This is a genomic window from Streptomyces sp. WG5 (genome assembly GCF_049974565.1).
Taxonomy (GTDB): Bacteria; Actinomycetota; Actinomycetes; order Streptomycetales; family Streptomycetaceae; genus Streptomyces.
The window spans coordinates 80996-105570 of sequence record NZ_JBNGGC010000012.1 but is presented as its reverse complement, the minus strand read 5'-3'; the positions used below and the strand labels follow the sequence as shown (position 1 = coordinate 105570).

General features: G+C 72.2%; 25 protein-coding genes and 1 pseudogene. 16 read left to right on the top strand and 10 right to left on the bottom strand.

The genetic code is table 11. The annotated features are described in order from the left end of the window. Positions 1–50: 50 nt before the first annotated feature. The 5 genes from ACP4IX_RS14935 to thpD all read left to right on the top strand — a co-directional run bounded on the left by ACP4IX_RS14935 (position 51) and on the right by thpD (position 4820). Positions 51–1181, top strand: a complete 1131-nt coding sequence (locus ACP4IX_RS14935) for a pyridoxal-phosphate-dependent aminotransferase family protein (protein WP_426555867.1) — start codon at positions 51–53, stop codon at positions 1179–1181. 328 nt (positions 1182–1509) lie between these two features. Further along, on the top strand, positions 1510–2022 hold the full coding sequence (gene ectA, locus ACP4IX_RS14930; RefSeq protein WP_426519319.1) for a diaminobutyrate acetyltransferase: 513 nt from the start codon (positions 1510–1512) through the stop codon (positions 2020–2022). A 132-nt stretch (positions 2023–2154) separates the two neighbouring features. Next, positions 2155–3426: a diaminobutyrate--2-oxoglutarate transaminase gene (ectB, locus tag ACP4IX_RS14925; protein ID WP_426555759.1), complete on the top strand. Its 1272-nt coding sequence runs from the start codon at positions 2155–2157 to the stop codon at positions 3424–3426. Positions 3427–3515: 89 nt separating this feature from the next. Next, positions 3516–3914, top strand: coding sequence for an ectoine synthase (locus tag ACP4IX_RS14920; RefSeq protein ID WP_217144727.1), 399 nt, complete (start codon positions 3516–3518; stop codon positions 3912–3914). A gap of 6 nt (positions 3915–3920) precedes the next feature. Further along, positions 3921–4820, top strand: a complete 900-nt coding sequence (thpD, locus tag ACP4IX_RS14915; protein WP_426519314.1) for an ectoine hydroxylase — start codon at positions 3921–3923, stop codon at positions 4818–4820. A gap of 200 nt (positions 4821–5020) precedes the next feature. Here thpD and ACP4IX_RS14910 read toward each other — a convergent pair whose 3' ends face one another. The 5 genes from ACP4IX_RS14910 to ACP4IX_RS14890 all read right to left on the bottom strand — a co-directional run bounded on the left by ACP4IX_RS14910 (position 5021) and on the right by ACP4IX_RS14890 (position 9772). Further along, complete coding sequence (locus ACP4IX_RS14910) at positions 5021–6079, bottom strand: aminotransferase class V-fold PLP-dependent enzyme (RefSeq protein ID WP_426555758.1); 1059 nt, start codon at positions 6077–6079, stop codon at positions 5021–5023. A gap of 94 nt (positions 6080–6173) precedes the next feature. Beyond that, positions 6174–6887 carry a DsbA family oxidoreductase gene (locus ACP4IX_RS14905; RefSeq protein WP_426519310.1) on the bottom strand — a complete coding sequence of 238 codons (714 nt, stop codon included), beginning with the start codon at positions 6885–6887 and terminating at the stop codon, positions 6174–6176. Between the two features lie 75 nt (positions 6888–6962). Continuing rightward, a complete protein-coding gene (locus ACP4IX_RS14900; protein WP_426555757.1) occupies positions 6963–7466 on the bottom strand; it encodes an N-acetyltransferase family protein in 504 nt (167 codons plus the stop codon). Positions 7467–7503: 37 nt separating this feature from the next. Further along, on the bottom strand, positions 7504–8112 hold the full coding sequence (locus ACP4IX_RS14895; RefSeq protein ID WP_426519306.1) for a DUF1349 domain-containing protein: 609 nt from the start codon (positions 8110–8112) through the stop codon (positions 7504–7506). Positions 8113–8242: 130 nt separating this feature from the next. Next, positions 8243–9772 (bottom strand): aldehyde dehydrogenase (NADP(+)), encoded by a 1530-nt coding sequence (locus tag ACP4IX_RS14890; RefSeq protein WP_426519304.1) that lies wholly within the window; start codon positions 9770–9772, stop codon positions 8243–8245. 138 nt (positions 9773–9910) lie between these two features. Between ACP4IX_RS14890 and ACP4IX_RS14885 the strand changes: the two genes are divergently transcribed. The 11 genes and pseudogenes from ACP4IX_RS14885 to ACP4IX_RS14835 all read left to right on the top strand — a co-directional run. Beyond that, positions 9911–10684 carry an IclR family transcriptional regulator gene (locus ACP4IX_RS14885; RefSeq protein ID WP_426519302.1) on the top strand — a complete coding sequence of 258 codons (774 nt, stop codon included), beginning with the start codon at positions 9911–9913 and terminating at the stop codon, positions 10682–10684. 3 nt (positions 10685–10687) lie between these two features. Then, positions 10688–11158: a GNAT family N-acetyltransferase gene (locus ACP4IX_RS14880; protein WP_426519300.1), complete on the top strand. Its 471-nt coding sequence runs from the start codon at positions 10688–10690 to the stop codon at positions 11156–11158. Between the two features lie 77 nt (positions 11159–11235). Next, the gene (locus tag ACP4IX_RS14875) at positions 11236–11367 is read left to right on the top strand and encodes a hypothetical protein (RefSeq protein ID WP_426555756.1); all 132 of its coding nucleotides are present in this window, start codon (positions 11236–11238) and stop codon (positions 11365–11367) included. Next, complete coding sequence (locus ACP4IX_RS14870) at positions 11364–11570, top strand: hypothetical protein (RefSeq protein ID WP_426555755.1); 207 nt, start codon at positions 11364–11366, stop codon at positions 11568–11570. Before ACP4IX_RS14875 ends, ACP4IX_RS14870 begins: the two co-directional genes overlap by 4 nt. After that, a complete protein-coding gene (locus tag ACP4IX_RS14865; protein WP_426555754.1) occupies positions 11567–12826 on the top strand; it encodes a sensor histidine kinase in 1260 nt (419 codons plus the stop codon). The genes ACP4IX_RS14870 and ACP4IX_RS14865 overlap by 4 nt, the downstream gene beginning before the upstream one ends. A gap of 319 nt (positions 12827–13145) precedes the next feature. Next, positions 13146–13808 (top strand): response regulator, encoded by a 663-nt coding sequence (locus tag ACP4IX_RS14860; protein ID WP_426519292.1) that lies wholly within the window; start codon positions 13146–13148, stop codon positions 13806–13808. Between the two features lie 65 nt (positions 13809–13873). Continuing rightward, positions 13874–15328: a peptidoglycan D,D-transpeptidase FtsI family protein gene (locus ACP4IX_RS14855; RefSeq protein ID WP_426555753.1), complete on the top strand. Its 1455-nt coding sequence runs from the start codon at positions 13874–13876 to the stop codon at positions 15326–15328. A gap of 151 nt (positions 15329–15479) precedes the next feature. Continuing rightward, on the top strand, positions 15480–16046 hold the full coding sequence (locus ACP4IX_RS14850) for a SigE family RNA polymerase sigma factor (protein ID WP_426555752.1): 567 nt from the start codon (positions 15480–15482) through the stop codon (positions 16044–16046). Continuing rightward, a complete protein-coding gene (locus ACP4IX_RS14845) occupies positions 16043–16894 on the top strand; it encodes a hypothetical protein (protein ID WP_426555751.1) in 852 nt (283 codons plus the stop codon). Before ACP4IX_RS14850 ends, ACP4IX_RS14845 begins: the two co-directional genes overlap by 4 nt. An 86-nt stretch (positions 16895–16980) precedes the next feature. Beyond that, positions 16981–17814 (top strand): pectate lyase, encoded by an 834-nt coding sequence (locus tag ACP4IX_RS14840; RefSeq protein ID WP_426519284.1) that lies wholly within the window; start codon positions 16981–16983, stop codon positions 17812–17814. A 192-nt stretch (positions 17815–18006) separates the two neighbouring features. Beyond that, a pseudogene (locus ACP4IX_RS14835) lies at positions 18007–18522 on the top strand (family 43 glycosylhydrolase); the annotation flags it as partial. Here ACP4IX_RS14835 and ACP4IX_RS14830 read toward each other — a convergent pair. From ACP4IX_RS14830 to ACP4IX_RS14810, 5 genes are all read right to left on the bottom strand, one after another. Continuing rightward, positions 18503–19603 (bottom strand): dienelactone hydrolase family protein, encoded by a 1101-nt coding sequence (locus ACP4IX_RS14830; RefSeq protein ID WP_426555750.1) that lies wholly within the window; start codon positions 19601–19603, stop codon positions 18503–18505. The pseudogene ACP4IX_RS14835 and the gene ACP4IX_RS14830 sit on opposite strands and share 20 nt — an antisense overlap. Beyond that, complete coding sequence (locus tag ACP4IX_RS14825) at positions 19587–20714, bottom strand: pectinesterase family protein (protein ID WP_426555749.1); 1128 nt, start codon at positions 20712–20714, stop codon at positions 19587–19589. Before ACP4IX_RS14825 ends, ACP4IX_RS14830 begins: the two co-directional genes overlap by 17 nt. A 135-nt stretch (positions 20715–20849) precedes the next feature. Beyond that, positions 20850–22184 carry a pectate lyase family protein gene (locus ACP4IX_RS14820; RefSeq protein ID WP_426555748.1) on the bottom strand — a complete coding sequence of 445 codons (1335 nt, stop codon included), beginning with the start codon at positions 22182–22184 and terminating at the stop codon, positions 20850–20852. Positions 22185–22220: 36 nt separating this feature from the next. Further along, the gene (locus ACP4IX_RS14815; RefSeq protein ID WP_426519276.1) at positions 22221–23021 is read right to left on the bottom strand and encodes a rhamnogalacturonan acetylesterase; all 801 of its coding nucleotides are present in this window, start codon (positions 23019–23021) and stop codon (positions 22221–22223) included. A 118-nt stretch (positions 23022–23139) separates the two neighbouring features. Then, positions 23140–24504: an ABC transporter substrate-binding protein gene (locus ACP4IX_RS14810; RefSeq protein ID WP_426555747.1), complete on the bottom strand. Its 1365-nt coding sequence runs from the start codon at positions 24502–24504 to the stop codon at positions 23140–23142. Positions 24505–24575: the final 71 nt, after the last annotated feature.

Below are 24575 nucleotides of genomic sequence, written 5' to 3'. Positions count from 1 at the left end.
TCGACTCCGTACGTGCCGTACACCTGCCCGTGAGCGAAGAGAGCACCACAGTGACCCACCCCTTCCTGGACCTCGCCCCGCTGAGCGCCGGCCGTTTCGCCGCGATCGAGGACCGGGTCGCGCGCCTGCTCGGCACCGGCCAGGACGTCGTGATCATGCAGGGCGAGGCGCTGCTGCCGCTGGAGGGTGCGATCCGCGGTGCCGCCGGGCCGGGCACCGTCGCGCTGAACGTGGTCACGGGGCCGTACGGCCAGACGTTCGGGGACTGGCTGCGGGACTGCGGCGCGACCGTGCACGACCTCGCCGTGCCGTTCCACACGGCCGTGTCCGCCGAGCAGATCCGCGCGGCCCTGGCCGAGCACCCCGAGATCGACTTCGTGTCCCTGGTGCACGCCGAGGCGGCGACCGGGAACACCAACCCGGTCGCGGAGATCGGTGAGGTGGTGCGGGCGCACGGCGCGCTCTTCTACCTGGACGCCGTGGCCTCCGTGGGCGCCGAGCCGGTCCTGCCGGACGCGTGGGGCGTGGACCTGTGCGTCATCGGCGCCCAGAAGGCGATGGGCGGTCCGGCCGGGGTGTCGGCGGTGTCGGTGAGCGAGCGGGCGTGGGCGCGGATGGCGGCGAACCCCGGGGCGCCCCGCCGGTCGTACCTCTCCCTGCTGGACTGGAGGGAGCGCTGGATCGGCGGCGGGCGCAAGGCGCTGCCGCACGCGCCGGCGCAGCTGGAGATGCTCGCCCTGGAGGCGTGCGTGGAGCGCATCGAGGCGGAGGGCCTCGAGACGGTGACGGCCCGGCACGCGGCGGCCGCGGCGGCCACCCGGGCCGGCGTGCTCGCGCTGGGCGGCGGCCTGGAGCCGTACGTGTACGAGGCGAAGGACGCGGCGCCGGTCGCGACGACGCTGCGGACGCCGTCCGGTGTCGACGCGTCCGGTCTGGTGGCCCGGGCCCTGGAGTCCGATCCGGCGCTGCCGCTGGCGGCGGGCGGGGGCGCGCTGGCCGGGGAGATGATCCGCGTCAACCACTACGGCCCGCAGGCGACGCGCGGAGCCGTGCAGGGCTCTCTGGCGGCACTGGGTGCCGCGCTGGCCGAGAAGGGCCTGCAGGCCGATCCGGAGGCGGCCCGGCGGGCCGTCGAGGACGCCTGGGGCCGGCCGACCGGACCCGGACTTTCAAAAGCGTGAACTCAAGGGAATTACCGAAGCTCACACAAACAGAATTAACGAATTACACTCAGCACAGCTTCCCGTATTCTCCTGCCCGCTTTCCCGGGTCTTAAACACAACAACTTCACGGACCTCGACCCTCGCATTTCGGGCAGGCCCCGCACGGGTTACGTGATTGTGACCCGATCCACAGGGTGCCCGTTTTGCGGCGTATGACACGTACAAAACGCACATACCGCCGCCCTCTCGCGCGGAAGCACGCGCCCGCGTGATAACACACGACGCGCCCATACGTAACCCCGTCCGGCGATGCAATTTCGAATTTCCCTGGGTAAATTCAATTTGCATGACTGCCGCGCAAGCAGACCTGCAAATCGACCGTCCGAGAGTGGCCGATGGGGCCGCTCTGTGGCGGATAGCGAGGGATTCCGAGGTCCTCGACCTGAACTCGTCCTACAGCTATCTGCTCTGGTGCCGGGACTTCGCCGCCACCTCGGCCGTCGCCCGCGACGGGCACGGCGTGCCGGTCGGCTTCGTCACCGGCTACATGCGGCCGGACCGGCCGGACACCCTGCTCGTGTGGCAGGTGGCGGTGAACCGTGCCTACCGTGGACGGAGGCTCGCGGCTTCTCTGCTCGACGGACTGGCCGCCCGGACCATCGCGGAACGCGGGATGACCACCGTGGAGACCACCATCTCACCCGACAACACCGCGTCCCAGCGGCTGTTCACCTCGTTCGCCGAGCGGCACGGCGCCCGGCTGGAGCGCGAGGTGCTGTTCGACACCGACCTGTTCCCCGACGGGCCGCACGAGCCCGAGGTCCTGTACCGCATCGGCCCCCTGTCCGCAGCCCGCTGACCGACCGGCTGCCCGGACGGCCCGGCACCCCTGACCGTCCGGCCCTGAGACTTCCCGGCCGGGACCTCACCGGTCCCCCGGATCCGTACGACCTTCCTCTCCCACCCTCATCCCACGAGGAGCGATTTCGTCGTGACCATCACCCAGCCCGACCTCAGTGTCTTCGAGACCGTCGAGTCCGAGGTGCGCAGCTACTGCCGCGGCTGGCCCACCGTCTTCGACCGCGCGCTCGGCAGCCGCATGTACGACGAGGACGGCCACGAGTACCTCGACTTCTTCGCCGGAGCGGGCTCGCTCAACTACGGGCACAACAACGCCGTGCTGAAACGCGCGCTGATCGACTACCTGGAGCGGGACGGCGTCACGCACGGGCTCGACATGTCGACCACCGCCAAGCGCCGCTTCCTGGAGACGTTCCAGAACCTCGTCCTGCGCCCGCGTGACCTGCCGTACAAGGTCATGTTCCCCGGCCCGACGGGCACCAACGCCGTGGAGTCCGCGCTCAAGCTGGCGCGGAAGGTGAAGGGGCGCGAGTCGATCGTGTCGTTCACCAACGCCTTCCACGGCATGTCGCTGGGCTCGCTCGCCGTGACCGGCAACGCGTTCAAGCGGGCCGGCGCCGGCATCCCGCTGGTGCACGGCACGCCCATGCCGTTCGACAACTACTTCGACGGCACCGTCGAGGACTTCCTGTGGTTCGAGCGGCTGCTCGAGGACCAGGGCTCCGGCCTCAACAAGCCGGCCGCCGTGATCGTCGAGACGGTGCAGGGCGAGGGCGGCATCAACGTCGCCCGGGCCGAGTGGCTGCGCGCCCTGTCCGAGCTGTGCGAACGCCAGGACATGCTGCTCATCGTCGACGACATCCAGATGGGCTGCGGCCGTACCGGTGCCTTCTTCTCCTTCGAGGAGGCGGGCATCACGCCGGACATCGTCACCGTCTCCAAGTCGATCAGCGGCTACGGCCTGCCCATGGCGCTGACCCTGTTCAAGCCCGAACTGGACGTCTGGGAGCCGGGCGAGCACAACGGCACCTTCCGCGGCAACAACCCCGCCTTCGTCACGGCGACCGCCACGCTGGAGGCGTACTGGGCCGACGGGTCGGCGATGGAGAAGCAGACCCGCAAGCGCGGCGAGCAGGTCGAGCAGCACATGATCGCCATCACCGAGGAGAACCTCGCCGACATCAAGGAGTACCGGGGCCGCGGCCTGGTCTGGGGCCTGGAGTTCCACGACAAGGCCCGCGCGGGGAGGGTCGCGGCGCGCGCCTTCGAACTCGGGCTGCTCATCGAGACGTCCGGCCCCGAGAGCGAGGTCGTCAAGCTGCTCCCGGCGCTCACCATCACGCCCGACGAGCTGGACGAGGGCATGAAGACCCTCGCCCGGGCCGTGCGCGAGACCGCCTGACGGCACCACTGCTTCCGGCGCCTTCGGCCCGCGGGCCGAGGGCGCCGGGGACCCTTGCACACCCTTCACCTAGGAGGCATCGCAACACCGTGATCGTCCGTTCGTTCAAGGAGATCGAAGGCACCGACCGGCACGTGAAGTCGGCGTCCGGCACCTGGGAGAGCAAGCGCATCGTCCTGGCCAAGGAGAAGGTCGGCTTCTCCGTCCACGAGACGATCCTGTACGCGGGTACGGAGACGTCGATGTGGTACGCGAACCACATCGAGGCCGTCGTCTGCACCAAGGGCGACGCCGAACTGACCGACCGCGAAACGGGGAAGACGTACCACATCACACCGGGGACCATGTACCTCCTGGACGGCCATGAGCGGCACACGCTCAAGGTCAAGGAGGACTTCCACTGCATCTGCGTCTTCAACCCGCCCGTGACCGGACGGGAGGACCACGACGAGAACGGCGTCTACCCGCTGCTCACCGAGGAGGTGTGAGTCACCGTGACCACCACGACCACGAACGTCACCGACCTCTACCCCACCCGCGGCGCCACCGAGGTGGCAACCCCCCGGCAGGACCCGGTCGTCTGGGGCTCCCCGGACACGCCCGGCCCGGTCTCGGCCGGTGACCTGCAGGCCCTGGACCGCGACGGTTTCCTCGCCATCGACCAGCTCATCGGTCCGGACGAGGTCGACGTCTACCGGCGCGAGCTGGAGCGGCTCACCACGGACCCGGCCATCCGCGCGGACGAGCGCTCGATCGTCGAGCCGCAGTCCAAGGAGATCCGGTCGGTCTTCGAGGTGCACAAGATCAGCGAGGTGTTCGCCAAGCTGGTGCGCGACGAGCGCGTGGTCGGACGGGCCCGGCAGATCCTCGGCTCGGACGTCTACGTCCACCAGTCGCGGATCAACGTCAAGCCGGGCTTCGGGGCGAGCGGCTTCTACTGGCACTCGGACTTCGAGACCTGGCACGCCGAGGACGGCCTGCCGAACATGCGCACCATCTCGGTCTCGATCGCGCTCACCGAGAACTACGACACCAACGGCGGACTCATGATCATGCCGGGGTCGCACAGGACGTTCCTCGGGTGCGCGGGGGCCACGCCGAAGGACAACTACAAGAAGTCCCTGCAGATGCAGGACGCGGGGACGCCGTCCGACGAGGCGCTGACGAAGATGGCGTCGGAGTACGGCATCAAGCTGTTCACCGGCAAGGCCGGCTCGGCGACCTGGTTCGACTGCAACTGCATGCACGGGTCGGGCGACAACATCACGCCGTTCCCGCGCAGCAACGTGTTCATCGTGTTCAACAGCGTGGAGAACACGGCGGTCGAGCCGTTCGCGGCACCGATCCGGCGGCCGGAGTTCATCGGGGCGCGGGACTTCACGCCCGTCCGGTGACCCGACTCGGCCGGGGGCCCGGGGGTCGCCCCCCCCCGGACGACACGGCATCGGGGCTCGGGGCTTCGCCCCGGTGAAATGACCCCCACCTGAACCCGGGCAGGGGCCTTCTCGTGTGGGACGGGAGGCCCCTGCCCGATGCTGTCCCGGCCCGGCCGTCCCGGCTGCCTTCGTGCCCGGCCGACTTCGGTCCGGCCGTCTCAGCCCGCCAGCACGTCCAGCAGCCGGTCGACGTCCGCCGCCGTGTTGTAGAGGTGGAACGCGGCCCGCAGACGGCCCGCCCGGTCGGAGACCTGGACGCCGGCCCGGCTCAGATCGCCCTGCCGGTGGCCGAGCCCGGGCACGGAGACGATCGCGGAGCCCGGCGCGGGCACCGGCTCGTGCCCCAGGGAGCCCAGTCCCTGCCGGAACCGGTCGGCGAGGGCGGTGTCGTGGGCATGCACGGCGTCCACGCCGAGTTCCTCGATCAGGGCCAGGGAGTGCCGGGCGCCCGTGTAGGAGAAGAGGGCCGGGCTCTCGTCGAAGCGCCGTGCGGAGTGCGCGAGTTCCTCGACGGGGCCGTAACAGCTGTCCCAGGGGCGCTCACCGGACGCCCACCCTGCGAACAGCGGCGTCAGTCCGGCCGACTCTCCCAGGTCCTCCGGTACGACGAGGAAGGCCACGCCGCGCGGGCAGAGCGCCCACTTGTAGGCGACGGCGGCCACGTAGTCGAAGTCGTCCGCGGCCAGCGGCAGCCACCCGTTGGACTGCGAGGCGTCGACCAGCGTCCGAGCACCGTGCGTCCGTGCGGCGTCCCGCAGCGCCGCCAGGTCGGCGATCCGCCCGTCGGCGGACTGGACGGAGCTGACCGCGACGAGCACGGTCTGCGGACCGACCGACTCCGCGATCCGCTCCAGCGGCACGCTGCGCACCTTCAGGTCGCCGCGCGTGTACAGGGGGTTCACCAGGGAGCTGAAGTCGGCCTCCGCGGTGAGGACTTCGGCGCCCGCGGGCAGCGACGCGGCGACGAGCCCGCTGAACGTGGCGACCGACGCGCCGGCCGCGACCCGGGTGGCGGGCACCCCCAGGAGCCGGGCGAAGACGGACCGGGACGCCTCGACGTCGGCGAACATGTCGAGCGGCTGCCCGGCCGCCGCGGACGCCGCCGCGTCACGCATCGCGACGAGGGTCCGGGCGGGGAGCAGGCCGGTACTGGCGGTGTTCAGGTACGTGGTCTTCGGGGCGAACTCGGTACGGACGAGGTTCTCGAAGCTCTCCATGAGGCCACTGTGCCGCCCGGCGACCTACCCGTCCATCGCGTATTCCTACGCGGTTCCTCCAAGGAACGCTGATGCGACTGCTCCACCTGGAGTATCAGTTCCGGGGCACCGCGCACCCGTCCGGACCGCACGCCTCGGCGCCCCCGTCGTCGATCAGCCTCAGCGGCGTACGCTCGCCCCACGCCTGCGTCAGCGCCTGGGCGAAGACCTCGGCGGGCTGGGCGCCGGAGACTCCGTACGTCCGGTCGAGCACGAAGAACGGCACGCCGGTGGCGCCGAGCTGCGCGGCCTCGCGCTCGTCGGCGCGCACCTCCTCGGCGTACGCGGCGGGGTCGGCGAGCACCGCGCGGGCGGCGTCCGCGTCCAGGCCGGCGGCTACGGCCAGCTCCACGAGCCGCTCGTCGTCGTTGAAGACGGAGCGCTCGTCGGCGAAGTTGCCCCGGTAGAGCGCGTCCAGCAGCGCCTCCTGCCGGCCCTGCTCCTTGGCGAGGTGCAGCAGCCGGTGCATGTCGAAGGTGCTGCCGTGGTCACGGTCCCGGGTACGGTAGTCCAGTCCCTCGGCGGCGGCCTGCGCACCGAGGTTGTCCTCACCGGCCTGTGCCTGGGCCTCGCTCATGCCGTACTTGGCGGTGAGCATCGTCAGCACGGGCTGGACGTCGTCCTTGGCCCGCCCGGGGTCCAGCTCGAACGACCGGTGGACCACCTCGACGCCGTCACGGTGCGGGAAGGCCGCGAGCGCCTTCTCGAAGCGGGCCTTGCCCACGTAGCACCACGGGCAGGCGATGTCGCTCCAGATCTCGACGCGCATGTCTCGGCTCTTCTCCAGGTCGTACGGGTGCGAAGGCCTTCTCCGCCCCGTACCTGAACGTTCAAGCAGGGAGCCTCATTCCCCCGGCACGCGGTACCGCAGGAACAGGTGGTGGTCGCCCTCGGCGGGCGGGTTCTCCGGGTCGGGGACCCAGCCCCGGCGGGCGTAGAACGCCCGGGCGCGCCGGTTGTCGACGTGTACCTCCAGGACGGCCGTCCGTCTGGCGTCGGCGCTCCACTGTTCGACGCAGGCCGCGTGCAGGGTGGTGCCGATGCCGGTGCGCCAGTGGTCGGGGTCGACGTGGAACTGGAACAGCCTGACCGTGTCCGCCGGGCCGTCGTCCGGGACCCGGAAGGAGGCGATGCCGACGAGGCTGCCCCGTTCCACGGCGCACAGCACGTGCCCGTCGGGCCGTTCGACGGCGCCCCGCCAGACGGCCACCCAGTCGAAGCCGTCGTCGGGGAGCCCGTCCGGGTAGTACGTCGCCCTGGCCCGGGCGTGCAGGGCGGCGACGGTCTCCGCCTCGGCGGGCAGGACGGTGCGGATCACCCGGCTTCCGGTCACACGTTCGCTGATCATGCAACGCAGGACGCGGAAGCCGGGCCTCGCGGTTGCGTCAGCTGCCGTCGCGCAGGTCGGCCGGCCAGGCCGGCCGGAACTCGAGGTGGTCGTACCTCACCTCGCACCCCTCCCCCACCGGCGCCTGGGCGAGGAAGCCGACCAGGGCGGCGCCGGTCTCCTCCTCGTCGCCCAGGGTGAACAGCCGGACGAAGGTCCAGCGCTCGCCGTCGAGGGAGGCGTGGAAGGCGAAGGCCCGTCCAGTGCGGCTGACCCGCAGCCAGACGGAGTCGCCGTCCACGGTGAAGGAGTTGACGTCGTCGGAGTGCCCCCGGGTGACCACCGTGCAGACGGTGGGCACGTCCGGGGAGTACTCCAGGCACAGCTTGGCCCAGGACCGTTCGCCGACGTGGACGTAGAGGACCCCGGCGTCGAAGGCGCCCTTGAAGCCGACCGTGACGCGGGCGATCAGCTGGAAGTCCCCGTCGGGCGGCCCCAGCAGCCGCGGCGCGTCGGACGTGGGCTCCAGTGCCTCCCCGGTCGGCGGCACGAAGCGGTCCTGCCGGGGACCGGCCGATCCGGTGAGGACACCGTTCTCGTAGGACCAGGCTCCGTCGGGGCCGTAGGCGCGGAGGGGAAAGGGCAGTTCGGGAAGTTTCAGGTCCATCGGTCGATCCTCTCGGGGCGGGTGTACCTGCTCGGGGGCGCGGGGCCGCGTCGGGCCGCGGCTTCGCCGCGTGGGCGCGAGCGGCCACCGCGGTGCCGCGGCCCGCGGACCACCCGCGCCCCCGACGGCGCTATCGCTCGAGCACCCCGTTGAACCGGCGGGGCAGCCCGAGCGGATTGCCGTCCCGCAGCTCGGCGGGAAGCAGTGCCTCGGGCGTCCCCTGGTACGCGACCGGCCGCAACCACCGCTCGATCGCCGTACCGCCCACCGACGTGGACGTCGACGTCGTCGCCGGGTACGGGCCCCCGTGCTGCTGGGCCGCCGCCACGGCGACCCCCGTGGGCCAGCCGTTCACCAGCACCCGTCCCGCGAGCGGCGTGAGCTCCGCGAGGATCTCCGCCCCGCGTCCCTGGCCCGCCGCCTCCTCGGCGGAGAGCTGCACGGTCGCCGTGAGGTTCCCCGGCAGCCGGGACAGGACTCCCCGCACCTCGGCCTCGTCCTCGTAGCGGGCCACCACGGTGACCGGTCCGAAGCACTCCTCGAGGAGCAGGTCGTGCTCGCCCCGCTCCGTCAGCCGCCCGGCCGGCACGGTGAGGAACCCGGCGGCGACGGTGTGCTCGCCGCCCGAGCCCGGCGTCACCGGGCAGTCCACGTCGGGCAGCGCCGCGCGTTCGGCGACGCCGGCGACGAAGTTGTCCCGCATGCGGTGGTCGAGCAGCACCCCGGCGTCCGTGTCACTGACCGCGTCGGTGAGGGACTTGACCAGGCCGTCACCGGCGGCGCCCGCAGGCACCAGGACCAGGCCGGGCTTCACGCAGAACTGGCCGACGCCCAGCGTCATCGAGCCGGCCAGCCCGGCGCCGATCGCCTCCGCCCGCTCGGTGGCCGCCGCCTGGGTGACGACGACCGGGTTCAGCGAACCGAGCTCGCCGTGGAAGGGGATCGGGACCGGCCGCGCCGCCGCGGCGTCGAACAGCGCGCGGCCACCGCGGACGGAACCCGTGAAGCCGGCGGCGGCGACCAGCGGGTGCTTGATCAGTTCGATGCCCGCCTCGAAGCCGTGCACGAGGCCGACGACGCCCTCGGGGAGGTCGTGCCGGGCGGCGGCCCGGCGCAGCACCCCGGCGACCAGCTCGGACAGGGCCGGGTGGTCGGGGTGCGCCTTGACGACGACCGGGCAGCCGGCCGCGAGCGCGCTCGCGGTGTCACCGCCGGGGACGGAGAAGGCGAAGGGGAAGTTGGAGGCCGAGTAGACGGCGACGACGCCCAGGGGCACCTTGTAGCGGCGCAGGTCCGGGATCGGCGGGGTCGCGGTGTCGTCGGGGTGGTTGATGACGACGCCGAGGAACTCGCCCTCGTCGACGATGTCGGCGAAGGCCCGCAGCTGGTAGCAGGTGCGGGCGAGTTCGCCGGTGAGCCGGACCGGGCCGAGCGCGGTCTCCGCGTCGGCCGCCTCGACGAGGGTGCTCTCGGCCGCCTTCAGCTCCTCGGCGGCGGTGCGCAGGAAGGCCGCGCGGACGGTGCGGTCGGCGAGGGCGTCCCGGGCGGCGTGCGCGGCCCGTACGGCGGCGTCCACCTCCTGGGCCGTGGCTTCCACCGCGACCTGCTCGCGCTGCTTCCCGGTTCGGGGGTCGACACTCCAGACTGGTGCTGCTGCCACCGCGGGTCCCTCCACATGCTCTGCATCGGACGTGCTGCGCATCGGACTCGTTCGATATACTGAACGCTGTCTCTGATGATGAATATGCTGTTGGAGACTATATCTTCAGCTTCTCGTCGAACGAAGGGGTCAAGGGCGATGTCGACTGGCGAGACGGGGGGCGGAGCGCAGGTCAAGTCCGCCGTACGGACGGTTGAACTGCTCGAGTACTTCGCCGGACGTCCCGGTATGCACTCCCTCGCGTCGGTCCAGGAGGCCGTCGGCTATCCCAAGTCCAGTCTCTACATGCTGCTGCGCACACTGGTCGAGCTGGGCTGGGTGGAGACGGACGCCACGGGCACGCGGTACGGCATCGGCGTGCGGGCGCTGCTGGTCGGCACGTCGTACATCGACGGCGACGAGGTGGTCGCGGCGGCGCGGCCGACGCTGGACCGGCTCTCCGACGACACCACGGAGACCATCCACCTGGCGCGGCTGGACGGCACGAACGTCGTCTACCTGGCCACCCGCCAGTCGCAGCACTACCTGCGGCCGTTCACCCGGGTCGGCCGCCGGCTGCCCGCGCACTCGACGTCGCTGGGCAAGGCGCTGCTGAGCACGTACAGCGACGAGCAGGTCCGCAAGCTGCTCCCGGAGACGCTGCCCGCGCTGACCGAGCACACGATCACCGACCGGGAGAAGCTCATCGAGGAGCTCCACCAGGTGCGGGAGCAGGGCTTCGCCGTGGACCGCGAGGAGAACACGCTGGGGCTGCGCTGCTTCGGCGTCGCGGTCCCCTACCGCACGCCCGCCCGGGACGCGATCAGCTGCTCGGTGCCGGTGGCACGGCTGACGCCCGCCCACGAACAGATGGTGAAGGACGCGCTGTTCGATGCGCGGGACCGGCTGACGCTGGCCACGCGTAGGCTCTGAGTCATGCACATCGCCCTGCGCGAGGTACACGACAGCGACCTGCCCGTCTTCTTCCGGCAGATGAACGACCCGGAGGCCCTGCGCATGGCGGCCTTCACCCCACAGGATCCCGCCGACCGGGACGCCTTCGAGGCCCACTGGGCGAAGATCCGCGCGTCCTCCGACATCGCGCGGACCATCCTCGGCGACGGTGACGTCATCGGCAGCGCGGCGGTGTACGGGGAGCCGGGCGAGCGCGAGGTGACGTACTGGGTCGACCGGGCGTACTGGGGGCGGGGGGTGGCCACCGCGGCGCTGCGGGCCCTGCTCGCCGAGGTGAAGGACCGCCCACTGTACGCGCGGACGGCGGCCGACAACAACGGTTCGCGGCGCGTGCTGGAGAAGTGCGGCTTCGAGACGAGTGCCCGGGCCCGGGGATTCGCCCGGGCCCGGGGCGAGGAGATCGACGAGCTCGTGCTCCACCTCTCGGACTGACCCGCTCCGCCGCGCGGCGGAGGCGGATCGTCGGTGCGCAGGACGTGCCAGGGGCGTCCGCGCGGGAGCGTGGAGGCATGACGCAGACGTTCGCCTCCGCCCCCGCCCCGGCCGCACCGTCCGCCGGCGCCTCCCGGACCCGCCGGCTGCTGCGGGCGGTCGCCGTCGTCGCCTGCCTGCCGTATCTCGGGCTCAAGGGTGCGCCGTGACCTGGGTGTGCTCCGGTGCGGTCGCCCGCTGGGGCGGCTGGATGCTCCTCGCCTCGGTGATCGGGCCGGACGAACCCGCCGACCGCCCGACGCGGTTGATGATCCTCACCTACGCTGCCCAGATGATCGTCGGCTTCCTTCCCGCCGCCGTCGGCGCGCGGTTCCTCACCGGCCGGTCGGCCGGCACCGGCACGCGGCCGTGACCGCACTCGCCCGGTTCCTGTTCGGCCGGCGGGCGCGCCTGCGGTGGATCCATCTGATCCTCGGCGGCGCGCTCGCCATGCCGTACGTCCTCGTCGGCTCGGTCGTCGTCGGCCCGGCCACCGGGGTCACGAACGTCCTCGACTCCTTCCCCCTGCAACTGGCCGCGTTCGCCCTCGGGTTGCCGCTGGCGGCCGTCACCTCGCTGTTCCCGCTGACCCGCCCCCTGGAGTCCGGCGTCGTGCGGTGGCTGTGCGGCGTCGACGCGGACCGGCTCGCCTTCGGGCCCGCCCGGACGAAGGGCGAGAAGGGACGTACGGCGGCCTGGTTCACGCTGCACCTCGGCTTCGGCGGGATCGTCGCCGGGATGTCCCTCACGGTGCCGCCCTTCGCGGCGGCTCTGGTCGCGCTGCCCTTCGTGCCCGCGCTGCGCGACGACTGGGCGGAGCCGCCCGGCGTCCTCCACCACTCCTGGGCGCTCGCCCTCGCGCCGGTCGCGGGTGCCGCGATGCTGGTCGCGCTCGCCGGATGCGCCGCCGCCTGCGGCACGCTGCTGGCCCGCTGGGCGCCCGCGCTGCTCGGCGCCTCCCCCGAGGACCGCGTCGCGGCGGCCGAGGCCCGCGCCGCCGACCTCGCCGTCCGCAACCGGCTCGCGCGCGAGCTGCACGACTCCGTCGGCCACGCCCTGAGCGCGGTCACCCTCCAGGCCGGCGCGGCCCGCCGTCTCCTGGACACCGACCCGGAGTTCGTCCGCGAGGCCCTCGCCGCGATCGAGGACACCACCCGCCGCACGGTCGGCGAGCTCGACGCCGTACTGGGTGTGCTGCGGGACGGCGACGCGCCCGGCACCGCGCCGGCGCCGACGCTCGCCGCCGACCTCGACGGCCTGCTGCGCCGCGTCCGCGCGGGCGGACTGCGGGTGACGGCCACCGTCGCCGCCGACCCCGGGGCGCTTCCGCCGCTGGTCTCCCGCGAGGCGTACCGCATCGTGCAGGAGGGGCTGAGCAACGCGCTCAAGCACGCGGGCGGACAGGTCGCCGTGGCACTGCGCGTCGATGTGCTGGACGATCACCTGCGGATCACCGTCGAGAACCCCCTCGGCGGGACCGGCGAGGCCCGCGCCCCGCGCCCCCACGGCGGCCACGGCCTGCGCGGCATCGCCGACCGGGCCCGCCTGCTGGGCGGCGCGGCCGAGGCGGGCGCCGTCGAGGGGGCGTGGCGGCTCCACGTACGACTGCCGCTGCGGGGCAGCGCGTGACCGGCCGGAGAGGACCGGGAGCCCCGCCCGCCGGCGGCCCGCCCGGGGAGGACCGTCCCGCGGCCCGCCCGTGGAGCATCGTTCCCGGCGCCTCGCGGAGGTTCGTCCCGCAGCCCCCGTACAGGGCCGGCCCGCCGGCGGGGGGCCGGGCGTCCCGCCCGGAGGAGCCGCACGGCCTGCCGGTACGGGGACCGCGCACCCCTGCCGCACAGGACCGCACGCAACCGCACACCCCGTCCGGAAGTCCCGCACGCCCCGTCCGAAGAAGCCCGCACGCCCCGTCCGACAGGGCCCGTGCGGCCCACCCGCGGAGGACCCCATGACCCGCCCGCCGATCCGGATCGTCCTCGCCGACGACGAACGCATGGTGCGCACCGCCCTGCGCGCCATCCTCTCCGCGGAAGCGGACCTGGAGGTCGCCGGTGAGGCCGCCACCGGGGCCGAGGCCGTCTCCGTGGTGCGGGAGACCCGGCCGGACGTGGTCCTGATGGACGTCCGCATGCCCGAGGTCGACGGCATCCGCGCGACCGAGCAGATCCTCGCCACGCTCGCCGAACCGCCCCGCATCGTGGTCGTGACCACCTTCGAGAACGACTCCTACGTCTACGACGCCCTGCGGGCCGGGGCCGCCGGCTTCCTGCTCAAGCGTGCCGACGCCGACACACTCGTCCAGGCCGTACGACTGGTGGCGCGCAGCGACACGCTGCTGTTCCCGTCGGCGGTGCGCGGGCTGGCGGCCGAGCACGCCCGCGCGAACCCGGCCCCGCCCGCCTGGGTGGCCCGGCTCACCGACCGCGAGCGCGAGGTGCTGCGCCTGATGGCGACCGGACTGACCAACGCGGAGATCGCCGAGCGCATGCGGGTGGGGCCGGCCACGGTGAAGACCCATGTCGCGTCGGTGCTGGCCAAGACCGGCACCCGGGACCGCACCCAGGCGGTGATCCGGGCCTACGAGGCGGGCTTCACGAAGCCGGCTTCATGAACGGAAGATGAGAAAACAGGGCGGATGGGAACGATTCGCTCCCGCCTGTTCGTCCTGTCACCGGGATGAACAAGACGATCAGGCGCGCATCGGTCTTCACGCTGCTCCTGGTGTTCGCTCTGCTGATCAGGGCGACCTGGGTGCAGTTCTACGACGGCCGGGCACTCGCGGACGACAAGGCAAACCGGCGCAACGCGATCGAGACGTACGCGGAGCCGCTCGGGAACATCATCGTGGCCGGCCGGTCGGTCACCGGTTCGGCGCCGACGGAGGGGAGCGACCTCGCCTACAAGCGCACGTACGAGGAGGGCGGCCTGTACGCGGCGGTGACGGGCTACGCCTCACAGGCGTACGCGCCGACGCAGCTGGAGGGCATCTACCAGGACCTGCTCAACGGCACCGACCCGCGGCTGAAGACGGTGATGGACACCGTCACCGGCACCCGGGCCGAGCCGGGCAACGTGGTCACGACGATCGACCCGGACGTGCAGAAGGCAGGGCTCGAGGCGCTGGGCGGGACGAAGGGCGCCGCCGTCGCGATCGACCCGAAGACGGGCCGGATCCTGTCGGTCGTGTCGACCCCGTCGTACGACCCGGGCTCGCTGACCGACGCCAACACCGCCGGTGAGGCGTGGGAGAGGCTCACCGGCGACCCGGACAAGCCGCTGACCAACCGCGCGCTGCGCCAGCCGCTGCCGCCGGGTTCGACGTTCAAGCTGGTCGTGGCCGCCGCCGCGCTGGAGGACGGGCTGTACGGGTCGGTGGACGAGAGCACCGACAGCCCGGACCCGTACACGCTGCCGGGCACCGTGACCGACCTGACGAACGAGAACTCGAACGCACCCTGCGAGAACGCCACGATCCGCACCGCGCTGCAGTACTCGTGCAACAACGTCTTCGCGAAGATGGCCGTCGACCTCGGTCAGGACGAGCTGCGGGCGACGGCCGAGAAGTTCGGCTTCAACGACGAGACGCAGGACGTGCCGGTGCGGGCCTACACCAGCGTGTTCCCGGAGGACATGAACAAGTCGTCGACCGCCCTGACCGGCATCGGCCAGTTCGACGTGACGGCGACGCCGCTGCAGATGGCGATGGTGTCGGCGGCCCTCGCCAACGGCGGCGAGCTGGTCTCCCCGCACATGGTGTCGCAGATCACCGACAGCGGCGGTGACGTCCTGGAGGACTACGGCGACGCGGACTCGAAGCGGATCGTCAGCTCCGCCACCGCCGAACAGCTGCAGTCGGCGATGGAGACCGTCGTCGAGAAGGGCACCGGGTCGAACGCGCAGATCTCCGGCGCGACCGTGGGCGGCAAGACGGGCACGGCCCAGCACGGCGAGAACAACAGCAAGACCCCGTACGCCTGGTTCACGTCGTACGCCAAGTCCGACTCGTCGGACGAGGAGGTCGCCGTGGCGGTCATCATCGAGCAGTCCGACGCGGCCCGCTCCGAGGTCAGCGGCAACGGACTGGCGGCCCCGGTGGCCAAGGCGATGATGGAGGCGGCGCTGAAGAGCTAGCCCCGGCCGACGGGACCCCGGCGGGTTCGCCCTGTCACACGGCGTTCGGCTCACCGTACGGCCGGTACGCCGGACGCTGCTACAGTTCCGGATTCCCGCCCGGCGCACGGCTGTTCGACGCCGGGGAAGCCGCTGCGAGGAGAGTCCGCCTGTGGAGACAGTCGTCGACGACGCCGCCTCCGTGGAGTTCCACGCCTTCTTCGAGCGCCACTACGCCGAACTCTCGCGGCTCGCCCACCTGCTGACGGGCGAGCCGGACGCGGCCGACGACCTCGCCGCGGACGCCCTGCTCGCCCTGTGGCACCGCTGGGACCGGGTCCGCGCGGCCGACCATCCGGCGGCGTACGCGCGCGGTGTCGTCGCCAACCTCGCCCGCACCCGCGTCCGCACCGCCGTGCGCGAGCGCAGACGGATCGCCCTGTTCTGGTCGCAGCGCGAGGAGAAGACGGAGAACCCGGACGTCGCGGGAGTGGTGGACGTCCAGGAGGCGCTGCGCCGGCTGCCGTTCCGCAAGCGGGCATGTGTGGTGCTGCGGCACGCGTTCGACCTCTCCGAGAAGGACACGGCGCTCGCCCTGGGCGTCTCGGTGGGTACGGTGAAGAGCCAGACATCGAAGGGAATGGCCGAACTGCAGCGGTTGCTCGGCACACGGGAAGCTCAGAAACAGGTGCACGCGGCGGTCGCGCGCAGTGGTGAGGCCGCGGGAAGGAACCGATGACCGGGCAGCTGGACCGGGACGAGGAGCTGCGCACCCGGTTGCACGAGGCGGCCGGGGCACACGAGCCCGACCGGGCGCGCATCCTGGCCCGGGTCGAGCGCGGCATGGCGGGCCAGGGCCAGGACCGCCCCGGGCAGCACCGGGCGGCGCGTCCGCCGCTGCTGGGCTGGGCGCGGGTGGCCGGTGCCACGGCCGCGGTGGCGGGAGTCCTCGCGGTCGGCGGGTACGCGGTCGCGTCGGCGGTGAAGGACGACGCTCCCCCGCAGCGCTCGGTCACCGCCTCTCCGGCCCCCGCGCCGTCACCGGACGCCACCACGAGCCGGGCGCCCGCCCCGCCGGCCGACCCGACGCCGACCGCCCCGCCCGAGCCGACGGCCCCGGAGACCCCCGCGTCCTCCGGGCCGCCGACCGGCACCGGAACCGCCCGGCCGCCCGCCTCCGGCGTCGAGGACGGCCCGCTGTGGTCGGACGGCTCGGTGGACCCGCACAGCAACGAATTCTGGGCACAGAGCAACGTGACCCTGAAGACCGGTGAGCCGCTGACCGCGCTCACCGTCGAGCTCAGGGTGGCGCAGACCGGCGGTGTCACCTCCACCGGCGCATGGCGGTCGCTGCCGGAGGACGACTTCACGTTCACGCGCGAGGAGCGGGACGGTTTCCTCGTCCACCGGTGGACGCTCAAGGAGGGCCGGACGGTCCCGGCGGGCGAGTGGATGTTCGCCGGCCAGTACAACCACGAGCGCGGCGGCCGGGACGCGCACGGCGACCGCTACACCGCGACGGCCACCGCCGGGTCCGAACGGCTCTCGGTGAAGGGCGACTTCGCACCCCGCGACGACGGTTCGTGAAAAAGATCCGAAGACCCGGCAACCCATTCCGCACCGGTGGCGACCAGGAAGCGTAAAGATCCTCTCCCCACGCAAGGAACATGGGCATGACTGCACGAGCTGAACAGCGCGTCCGCCACCGCCGCCGGATCACCAAGCGGCGGGCGGTGATCGCCGGAACCGCTGCGTTCGGCCTCACCGGAGCGGCGATCGTCACCACGACGATGCTGTCCACCGCGGGTGCCGCGTCGTCCTGGCCCGAGGACACCGGCAGCAAGCCCGTCTCGTCGACGATCCCGGTCAAGGGGACGTACGACGGCGGGATGAAGAAGTTCTACGGCACCGGCGACCTGGGCGGCGACGGCCAGGACGAGGGCCAGGACCCGGTCTTCGAGCTGGCGGACGGTGCCACGCTGAAGAACGTCATCATCGGCACCCCCGCGGCCGACGGCGTCCACTGCAAGGGCTCCTGCACGCTGCAGAACGTGTGGTGGCTGGACGTCGGCGAGGACGCCGCCAGCTTCAAGGGCACCTCGCCCTCGGCGGTGTACACGGTGTACGGCGGCGGCGCGAAGAACGCCGACGACAAGGTGCTCCAGTTCAACGGCGCGGGCAAGCTCGTCGTCTCGAAGTTCCGGGTCGAGAACTTCGGCAAGCTGGTGCGCTCCTGCGGCAACTGCAAGAAGCAGTACAAGCGCACCATCATCATCAACGACGTGGACATCACCGCGCCCGGCAAGTCGATCGTCGGCGTCAACCAGAACTACGGCGACACGGCGGCCCTGCGCAACGTCCGCATCCACGGTGACGGCAAGAAGAAGATCGAGACCTGCGCCCGCTACGAGGGCAACAGCAGCGGCAAGGAGCCCAAGAAGCTCTCCCCGGTCGGCCCGTACGGCAAGACGTGCGACTTCACCGCCTCCGACATCCGCTACGAGTGACCGCACTCGGGTGCCCCTGATCCACCGGCCCGCCCCCCGGGCCGGTGCGCGCCGTCCGAGCCCCCCTCGGCCGGCCCGTCGAACGCCCCCCGCCGGTGACGACCGGCGGGGGGCGTTCCCCTGTCCGTCCCGGAACTTTCGGGCACGGCCGTCCTGTTGACGCGCCGACACACACTGGTGACACTCCGAGGGAACCCGGCCGTCCTCACGGACGACGACGGCACGTCGTACCTGTACTGGGGCAACGGGCGCGGCTACGTCGTCCCGCTGAACGACGGCATGGTGTCGTCCGACGCGTCGCGCGTGCAGGACATCACCCCGGACGACTTCCGTGAGGGGTCCTTCGTGGTGAAACGCGACGGGACCTACTTCTTCATGTGGTCCGAGGACGACACCCGCAGCGAGGACTACCACGTCGCCTACGCGACCGGCCCGACCCCGCTCGGCCCGTGGACCGAGCGGGGCACGATCCTGTCCACGCGCCCGGAGTACGGCATCCTCGGCACCGGCCACCACTCCGTGGTCAACACCCCCGGCACCGACGACTGGTACATCGTCTACCACCGGTTCGCCCTGAACGGCCCCGGCAGGCCCGGCGGGGACGGCACGCACCGGGAGACCACGGTCGACCGGCTGCGCTTCGCGGCGGACGGCACGATCGAGCCGGTGGTGCCGGCCCTCGGGTCGGTCAGTCCGGTGCGGCGGTGACCGACTCCAGCCAGGCGAACGCCTCGTCCTGCATGCGCCGCGGGAAGGCGTGCCCCACGTCCGGCCAGGTCTCCGTGCGCAGCCGGCCGGCGGCGCCGCGGGAGTGCCAGACGGCACGCAGCCGGGCGTAGGCGGTGCGGACGCCCTCGGCGGTGAACAGGGGGTCCTGTTCACCGCCGAGGAACAGCATCGGCTTCGGTGCGGCGATGCTCGCCACGTCGGGCAGGTCGAGGTGGCGGGCGAGCCCGGGGTGCAGCATGTGGAACGCGGACTGCCCGCGCAGGGTGTTGTTGCCGGGCACCAGCATCCCCTTCAGGCCGGTCATCCAGCACACGCTGACCGCGGCGGCGACGTCGTCGCTGAGGGCGGCCGTCTGCCAGGCGCGGTAGCCGCCCATGGAGAAGCCGGCCGCCGCGACCCGGCGGGCGTCCACGCGGTCGAGGCCGGCCAGGAAGCCCGCGGCGCGCTGGTCCTCGCGGGCCAGCAGCCCGGCCAGCGAACTGCCGAGGTGGAAGAGGTTGCTGGCGAGGGCCTGCTGCCGCTCGTAGGCGAGTGGTTCGCGGTCGCCCCAGCCCAGGGCGTCGGCGCAGAACACCACGTAGCCGCGCCGGGCCAGTTCGTCGCCGGGGAAGCGTCCGTCGAAGTGCCGGTCCGCCCAGTCGACGGCGGCGGCGAGCCGGGTGTCGTCGTACCAGGGCCGGACCAGTTTCTCCTTGCCGATGTCGAAGCGGGAGCCGTGGTCGTGCAGGAGCAGCACGGCCGGGAAGGGCCCGGCGCCGTGCGGGGTGAGCAGGGCGCCGCGGACCCGTCCGTAGCGGGTGAGGGAGAGGGTGACCAGCTCGCGTGTGCAGCCGTCGCCGTCCTCGCGGGCGGTGAACTCGGGGGCGTAGGGGGTGTCGTCCTGCCGGTCGACGAGGAGGTGCGCCTCCACGGTGGCGCGGGCGGTGCGCCGCCACGCCTCGAAGTCCCGTACCGGCGAGGTCCCCCAGGCGAGCGGGAAGGTCAGCTCGTCCTTGAGCGCCGGGTGGAACCCGGGCAGCGCGGCGGCCGTGCCGTCGGGCGGGTCACCGCCGGCGGTCATACGGCCGCCAGTCGCCGAGGTACGCCTCCCGGGTGTGCGACGCGGCCTCGGCGCGGGTGAGCCGGGGCCGGTTCTCCGGGACGGTGACCACGGCGCCGGGGCCGGTGTTGCGGTACTCCCGGAACCGCTGCTCCTGCCACGGGTGGGCGTCCCGCATGTTGGCGTAGGGGGCGACCGCGTCGATGCCCGCGCCGAGGTGGGTCTCGCGCACGGTGAGCATCGGGCGGGCGGTGGTGTCGGAACTGGGCACCCAGGGGCGGGCCAGCTTGTAGTAGCCGTCGGGGGCCTCGCTGCTGATCCGGCCGCGCGTGACGAGGTAGCCGCGCGGGTTGGCGCCCGCCGTGGACGGGGCGAACACGAAGCCGTGGGGGGCGCCGGACAGGTCGGTGCGGACCAGGGTGCGGAAGTGGCAGCGCTCGTACACGGCCGTCGCCCGGCCGAAGACGAAGTCGACGTCGCCCTCGACATAGCAGTGGGCGTAGTACTGGCGGGCGAAGTGGCCGAGGTCGCGGGTGTCGGCGTAGAGGGTGTCCTGGTGGCCGAGGAAGCGGCAGTGGTGGAACGCCGAGCGGTCGCCCTGGACCTTGATCGCGACGGCCTGGGTGCCGGTGAAGCCGGGGTGGTCGGCGCGCAGCCAGTCGTTGGCGAAGGTGATCCGGTGGGCCGTGAAGCCGTCGGCCCGCACGGTGGTGGTGGCGGAACCGCTGGTGCCGTGGGTGCCGGAGCCGTCGGGCTTGGGCGTGCCGGCCGCGTTGTCGAAGACGATGACGGTGTCGCGCGGGTCCGCACCGGCACCGATCCAGGTCGCCCCGGTGCGGTCGGCGGGCACGGAGACCGTCTCGCGGTAGGTGCCGGGGGCGAGGACGAGCGTCCAGCCGGGCCCCTCGGCGGCGGTCACGGCGGCCTGGACGGAGGTGAAGTCGCCGCGGCCGTGCGGGTCGACGTACAGGGTCTTCGGGGTGCGGCGGGCGGCCGGTGAGCCGTACCTGCCGAAGGGGCGCGGGCGGGGCCGGGGGCCGGCGGCGGCGGGGCCGGCCGCGAGGCCGAGGGCGGCGCCCGCGCCGGCGGTCGTCAGGAGGAAGCCTCTGCGGGACAGGGCGGGTCGGTGCATGCCGGTGCTCCTTCGGGTGCGGGCGCGTTGCGGGTGCGCGGGTGTTGCGGGTGCTGTGCGTGTCCGTGTCGGGTGCTTCGCGGGTGCGGCGAGGGCCGGGGCGGTGCGGGCGCCCCGGCCCTCGGTCCGGGGGCGTCAGCGCAGGCGGCCGGCGCCCGCGCCGTGGTCGACGACGAAGGGGACCGCCCAGGCCGGGAGGACCTTGGTGCGCAGGGTGGGCGTCCAGCCGGCGCCGGACCGCAGCGGCGCGTCCGGGTTCTCCGCGTTGTGCGCGGCGATCAGGTCGGCGGTGCGGCCGTTGACGCGGTTGTGCGCGGCGGTGAGCGGCGCGTCGTTCCACCGCTTCAGCACCTTCGCGGGGCTGACACCGCGCGGCAGGGTGAAGGCGTTGTGCTCGGCGACGAGCTGGGACTCCTTGCCGACGCCGAAGCTGTAGGCGTAGTCCTCGCCGGCCACGAAGTGGTTGTTGTAGACGTCGACCTGTCCGAACCGCACCCGGGGCGCGCGCTCGACGAGGCCCTTGAAGAGGTTGTGGTGGAAGGTCGTCCTGAGGTGCCCGCGGTCGCCGGCGGCGGTGGACTCGCTGTCGCTGTTGCCGATCAGGATCGTCTTGTCGTGCTCGGTGAAGACGTTCCAGGAGGCGGTGACGTGGTCGGCGCCCTTCACGATGTCGAGCTGGCCGTCGTGCTGCTGGTACAGCATGCCGAAGTAGGTGGGCGCCTCGCTGTCGGGGTGCTCGCCGTCGGTGAACGTGTTGTGGTCCAGCCAGACGTGCGTCGACCCGTGGACGACGGCGCTGTCGTACTCGGAGTTCCAGTTGCCCTTGTCGCCGTCGGTGGGGTCCCACTGCGGGAAGCAGTCGACGGGGCTCTCGAGGGTCAGGTTGCGGACGATGACGTTGTCCACGCCCTTGATCTGCAGGCTGGCGCCCTTGATACCGGCGTTCCGCCCGACGCCGATGATCGTGGTGTCGGAGGGGATGTTCGCCTTGACGGCCTGGTTCTGCCGGTCGGCGGAGGCGCGGCGCAGGCCCTCGGGGCTGGCGTCGGGCTCGTCGCTCAGGTCGGTCTCCAGGCCCCAGTTCTCGGGGGAGTACTTGTCCAGGTAGGCGTCGAAGTCGTAGCCGGGTGCGGCGAAGGCCTCGCAGCCCTCGGAGACGGCGTCGATCGTGCCCTTCACCTTGATGATCCTCGGCGCGTCTCCGCCGGCGGCGAGGGCGGCCTTGAACTCGGCCCAGGTGGTGACGGTGTACACGTGCTCCGCGTCGGCGGCGGACCCGCCGGTGGTGCCGGTGCCGTGGGAGGCCCAGCCGTCGTTCGCCGGCAGCGTCTGCCGGGCGGTGTCGCGGGGGTGGTGGTGGTCGGGGCGGGCCTGCGCGGTGGCGGCGGTCAGGCTCAGCACGAGGGCGGTGCAGCCGGCGAGCGCGGCGGCCCTGCCCATGGCATGCCCATGCCATCTGCGTGTGCTCATGGTGCGGCTCTCCCTTTCTCGGGGGTGGAAGTGGTGTTACGCGGTGGCCGGCGCCGGCCAGCTGATCCAGGACTCGGGGATCGCCTCGTCCAGCCGGCGCACGTCCCGGTGCGCCAGCACCCGCGTGCGCAGCAGCTCCCGCGCGACGAGCCGGGCGACCGCGATCGCGCCGGGCGGGTTGAAGTGGGTGTTGTCCTGCTCGGTGGCGGTCCAGTTGAAGTACGCCTTGGTCCCCTCCGCGCCGAGCCGCTGCCACAGCGCGAGCGACAGCGCCTGCACGTCGAGCAGCGCCACGCCCTCCTCCCGTGCCAGCGCCCGCATCGCCGCCGGGTACTCCCCGTGACTGGGCGCCGCGTCGCCCGCGGCGTCGAACCGCCGCCGCTCCACGGGCGTGGCCAGTACCGGCCGCGCCCCGCGGGCCCGGGCCCCGTCGACGTACAGCCGCAGGTGGTCCTGGTACGTCGTCCACGGCTCGGTGTAACGGGCGGGGTCGGCCTGCTTCTCGTCGTTGTGCGCGAACTGGACGAGGAGGAGATCGCCGGGGCGGATCGCGTCGAGGACGACGTCGAGCCGCCCCTCGTCCACGAAGCTCTTGGAACTCCGCCCGTTCACGGCGTGGTTGGAGACACCGAGGTCCCTGCGGAGGAAGAACGGCAGCGCCGTTCCCCACCCCGTCTCGGGCGCGGCGTCGGCGTACTTCTGCGCGGCGGTGGAATCGCCGGCGATGTAGAGGGTGCGGTGACGGCGGCCGCCGGCCCGAGCGGTGCCGGTGGCGGCGAACGCCAGGGGAAGGGCGGAGACGGCGGCTGCGGTGACTTGTCTTCGGTCGAGAACCACGCGGGTGCCTTTCGGGAAGGGAGAAGTCGATGTGGGGCAACACCGCATGGGTGCGCCCGGCCGTGGACGGCCCGCGGCCCGCACACCACGGACCGCCCACGGCGAAACCCGGAGGGAACTAACCCATCTGCTCCGTCCACTCGGCCTGTGCCTCGTTCAGCTTCTCGGCCAGAGAGTCCAGGAAGTCCTTCGCGCTCAGCTCCCCGAGCAGCACCTTCTGGAACTGCGGCTCACTCTCCGACTTGGACAGCGTGTTCCAGTCCGGCAGGTAGTACGGCAGCTGGACGATGGTCGTGGACCCGTCGTTCAGCGCCTCGGCCGCCAGCTTCGTGGGCTCGGCCTTCTGGATCCAGGCGGCCTTCGCGGCCTCGGTGTGCGACGGCACCTGCCCGGCCGACTCGTTGAACTTCGAGTTCTGCTCGACCGAGGTGGCGAACTCGATGAACTTCCAGGCGGCCTCCTTGTTCTTCGAGCTCTTGAACACGCCGAGCCCGTCGACCGGGTTGGAGACCTGCACCCGCTTGCCGGAGGCGCCGACCGGCTGCGGAATGCCGCGGAACTTCTCGACGCCGAGCGCCTTCACGTGGTCCTGGTAGGAGCCCAGGTTGTGGTTCAGCATGCCGATCGTGCCGGTGTCCCACTGGGCGGTCATCTTGGCGAAGTCGTTGTTCACGTCGGCGGCCGGCGTGGCCTTCTTGTAGAGGGCCGCGTACTTCTCCAGCGCGTCGACGTTCTTCGGGTCGTTGACCGTGGTCTTCTTCTTGCCGGCGTCCCAGAACGAGGTGATGCCGGACTGCCCGTACATCGCGTCGAGCGCCTGGGCTATGGAGCCGGAGCCGCCGCGGATGGTGTAGCCGAACTCGTTCTTGTCCTCGTTGGTCAGCTTCTCGGCGGCCTCGTAGAACTTGTCCCACGTCGTCGGCGCGTCCAGAGCGGCCTTCTCGAACAGGTCGGTGCGGTAGTAGAGGACGCCGTTGTTCGCGGAGGTCGGCACCGAGTACAGCGTGCCGTCGCCACCGCCGGCCGCCTTCAGGGACTCGATCATGTCCTTGTTGAGCTTGCCGTTCAGCGAGGACTTGGCGAGCCGGTCGTCCAGCGGCTCCAGGGCCTTCTGGGCCGAGAACCCGGCGAGCATCGCCGCGCCGACACCGCCGACGTCGGGCAGGCCGCCGCCCTGGATGGCGGTGTCGACCTTGGACTGGTACTCGGTGGCGGCGATCCCGACGTACTCCACGTCGATGTCCGGGTTCGCCTTCTCGAAGTCGGCGATGATCTCCTTCCAGACAGCCGTACGGATACCGCCGTTGTTGTCCCAGAAGACGATCTTCCCCTTGCCGCTGCCCTCGGCGCCCTTGTCGCCGCCCGCCCCGCTGCCGTCGTCACCGCAGGCGGTGGCGGTCAGCGCGAGCACGGCCCCCAGAGCGACGGCGGCGGATGCCCGGCGCCCGCCTGTGCTTCTGCTGCTGCGATTGCTGATCTTCATTGGTCGGCTCTCTTCTTCTGGATCCAACGATGCGGTGGAACGGTGCGGTGAACGTGCTGAACACGTGGGGG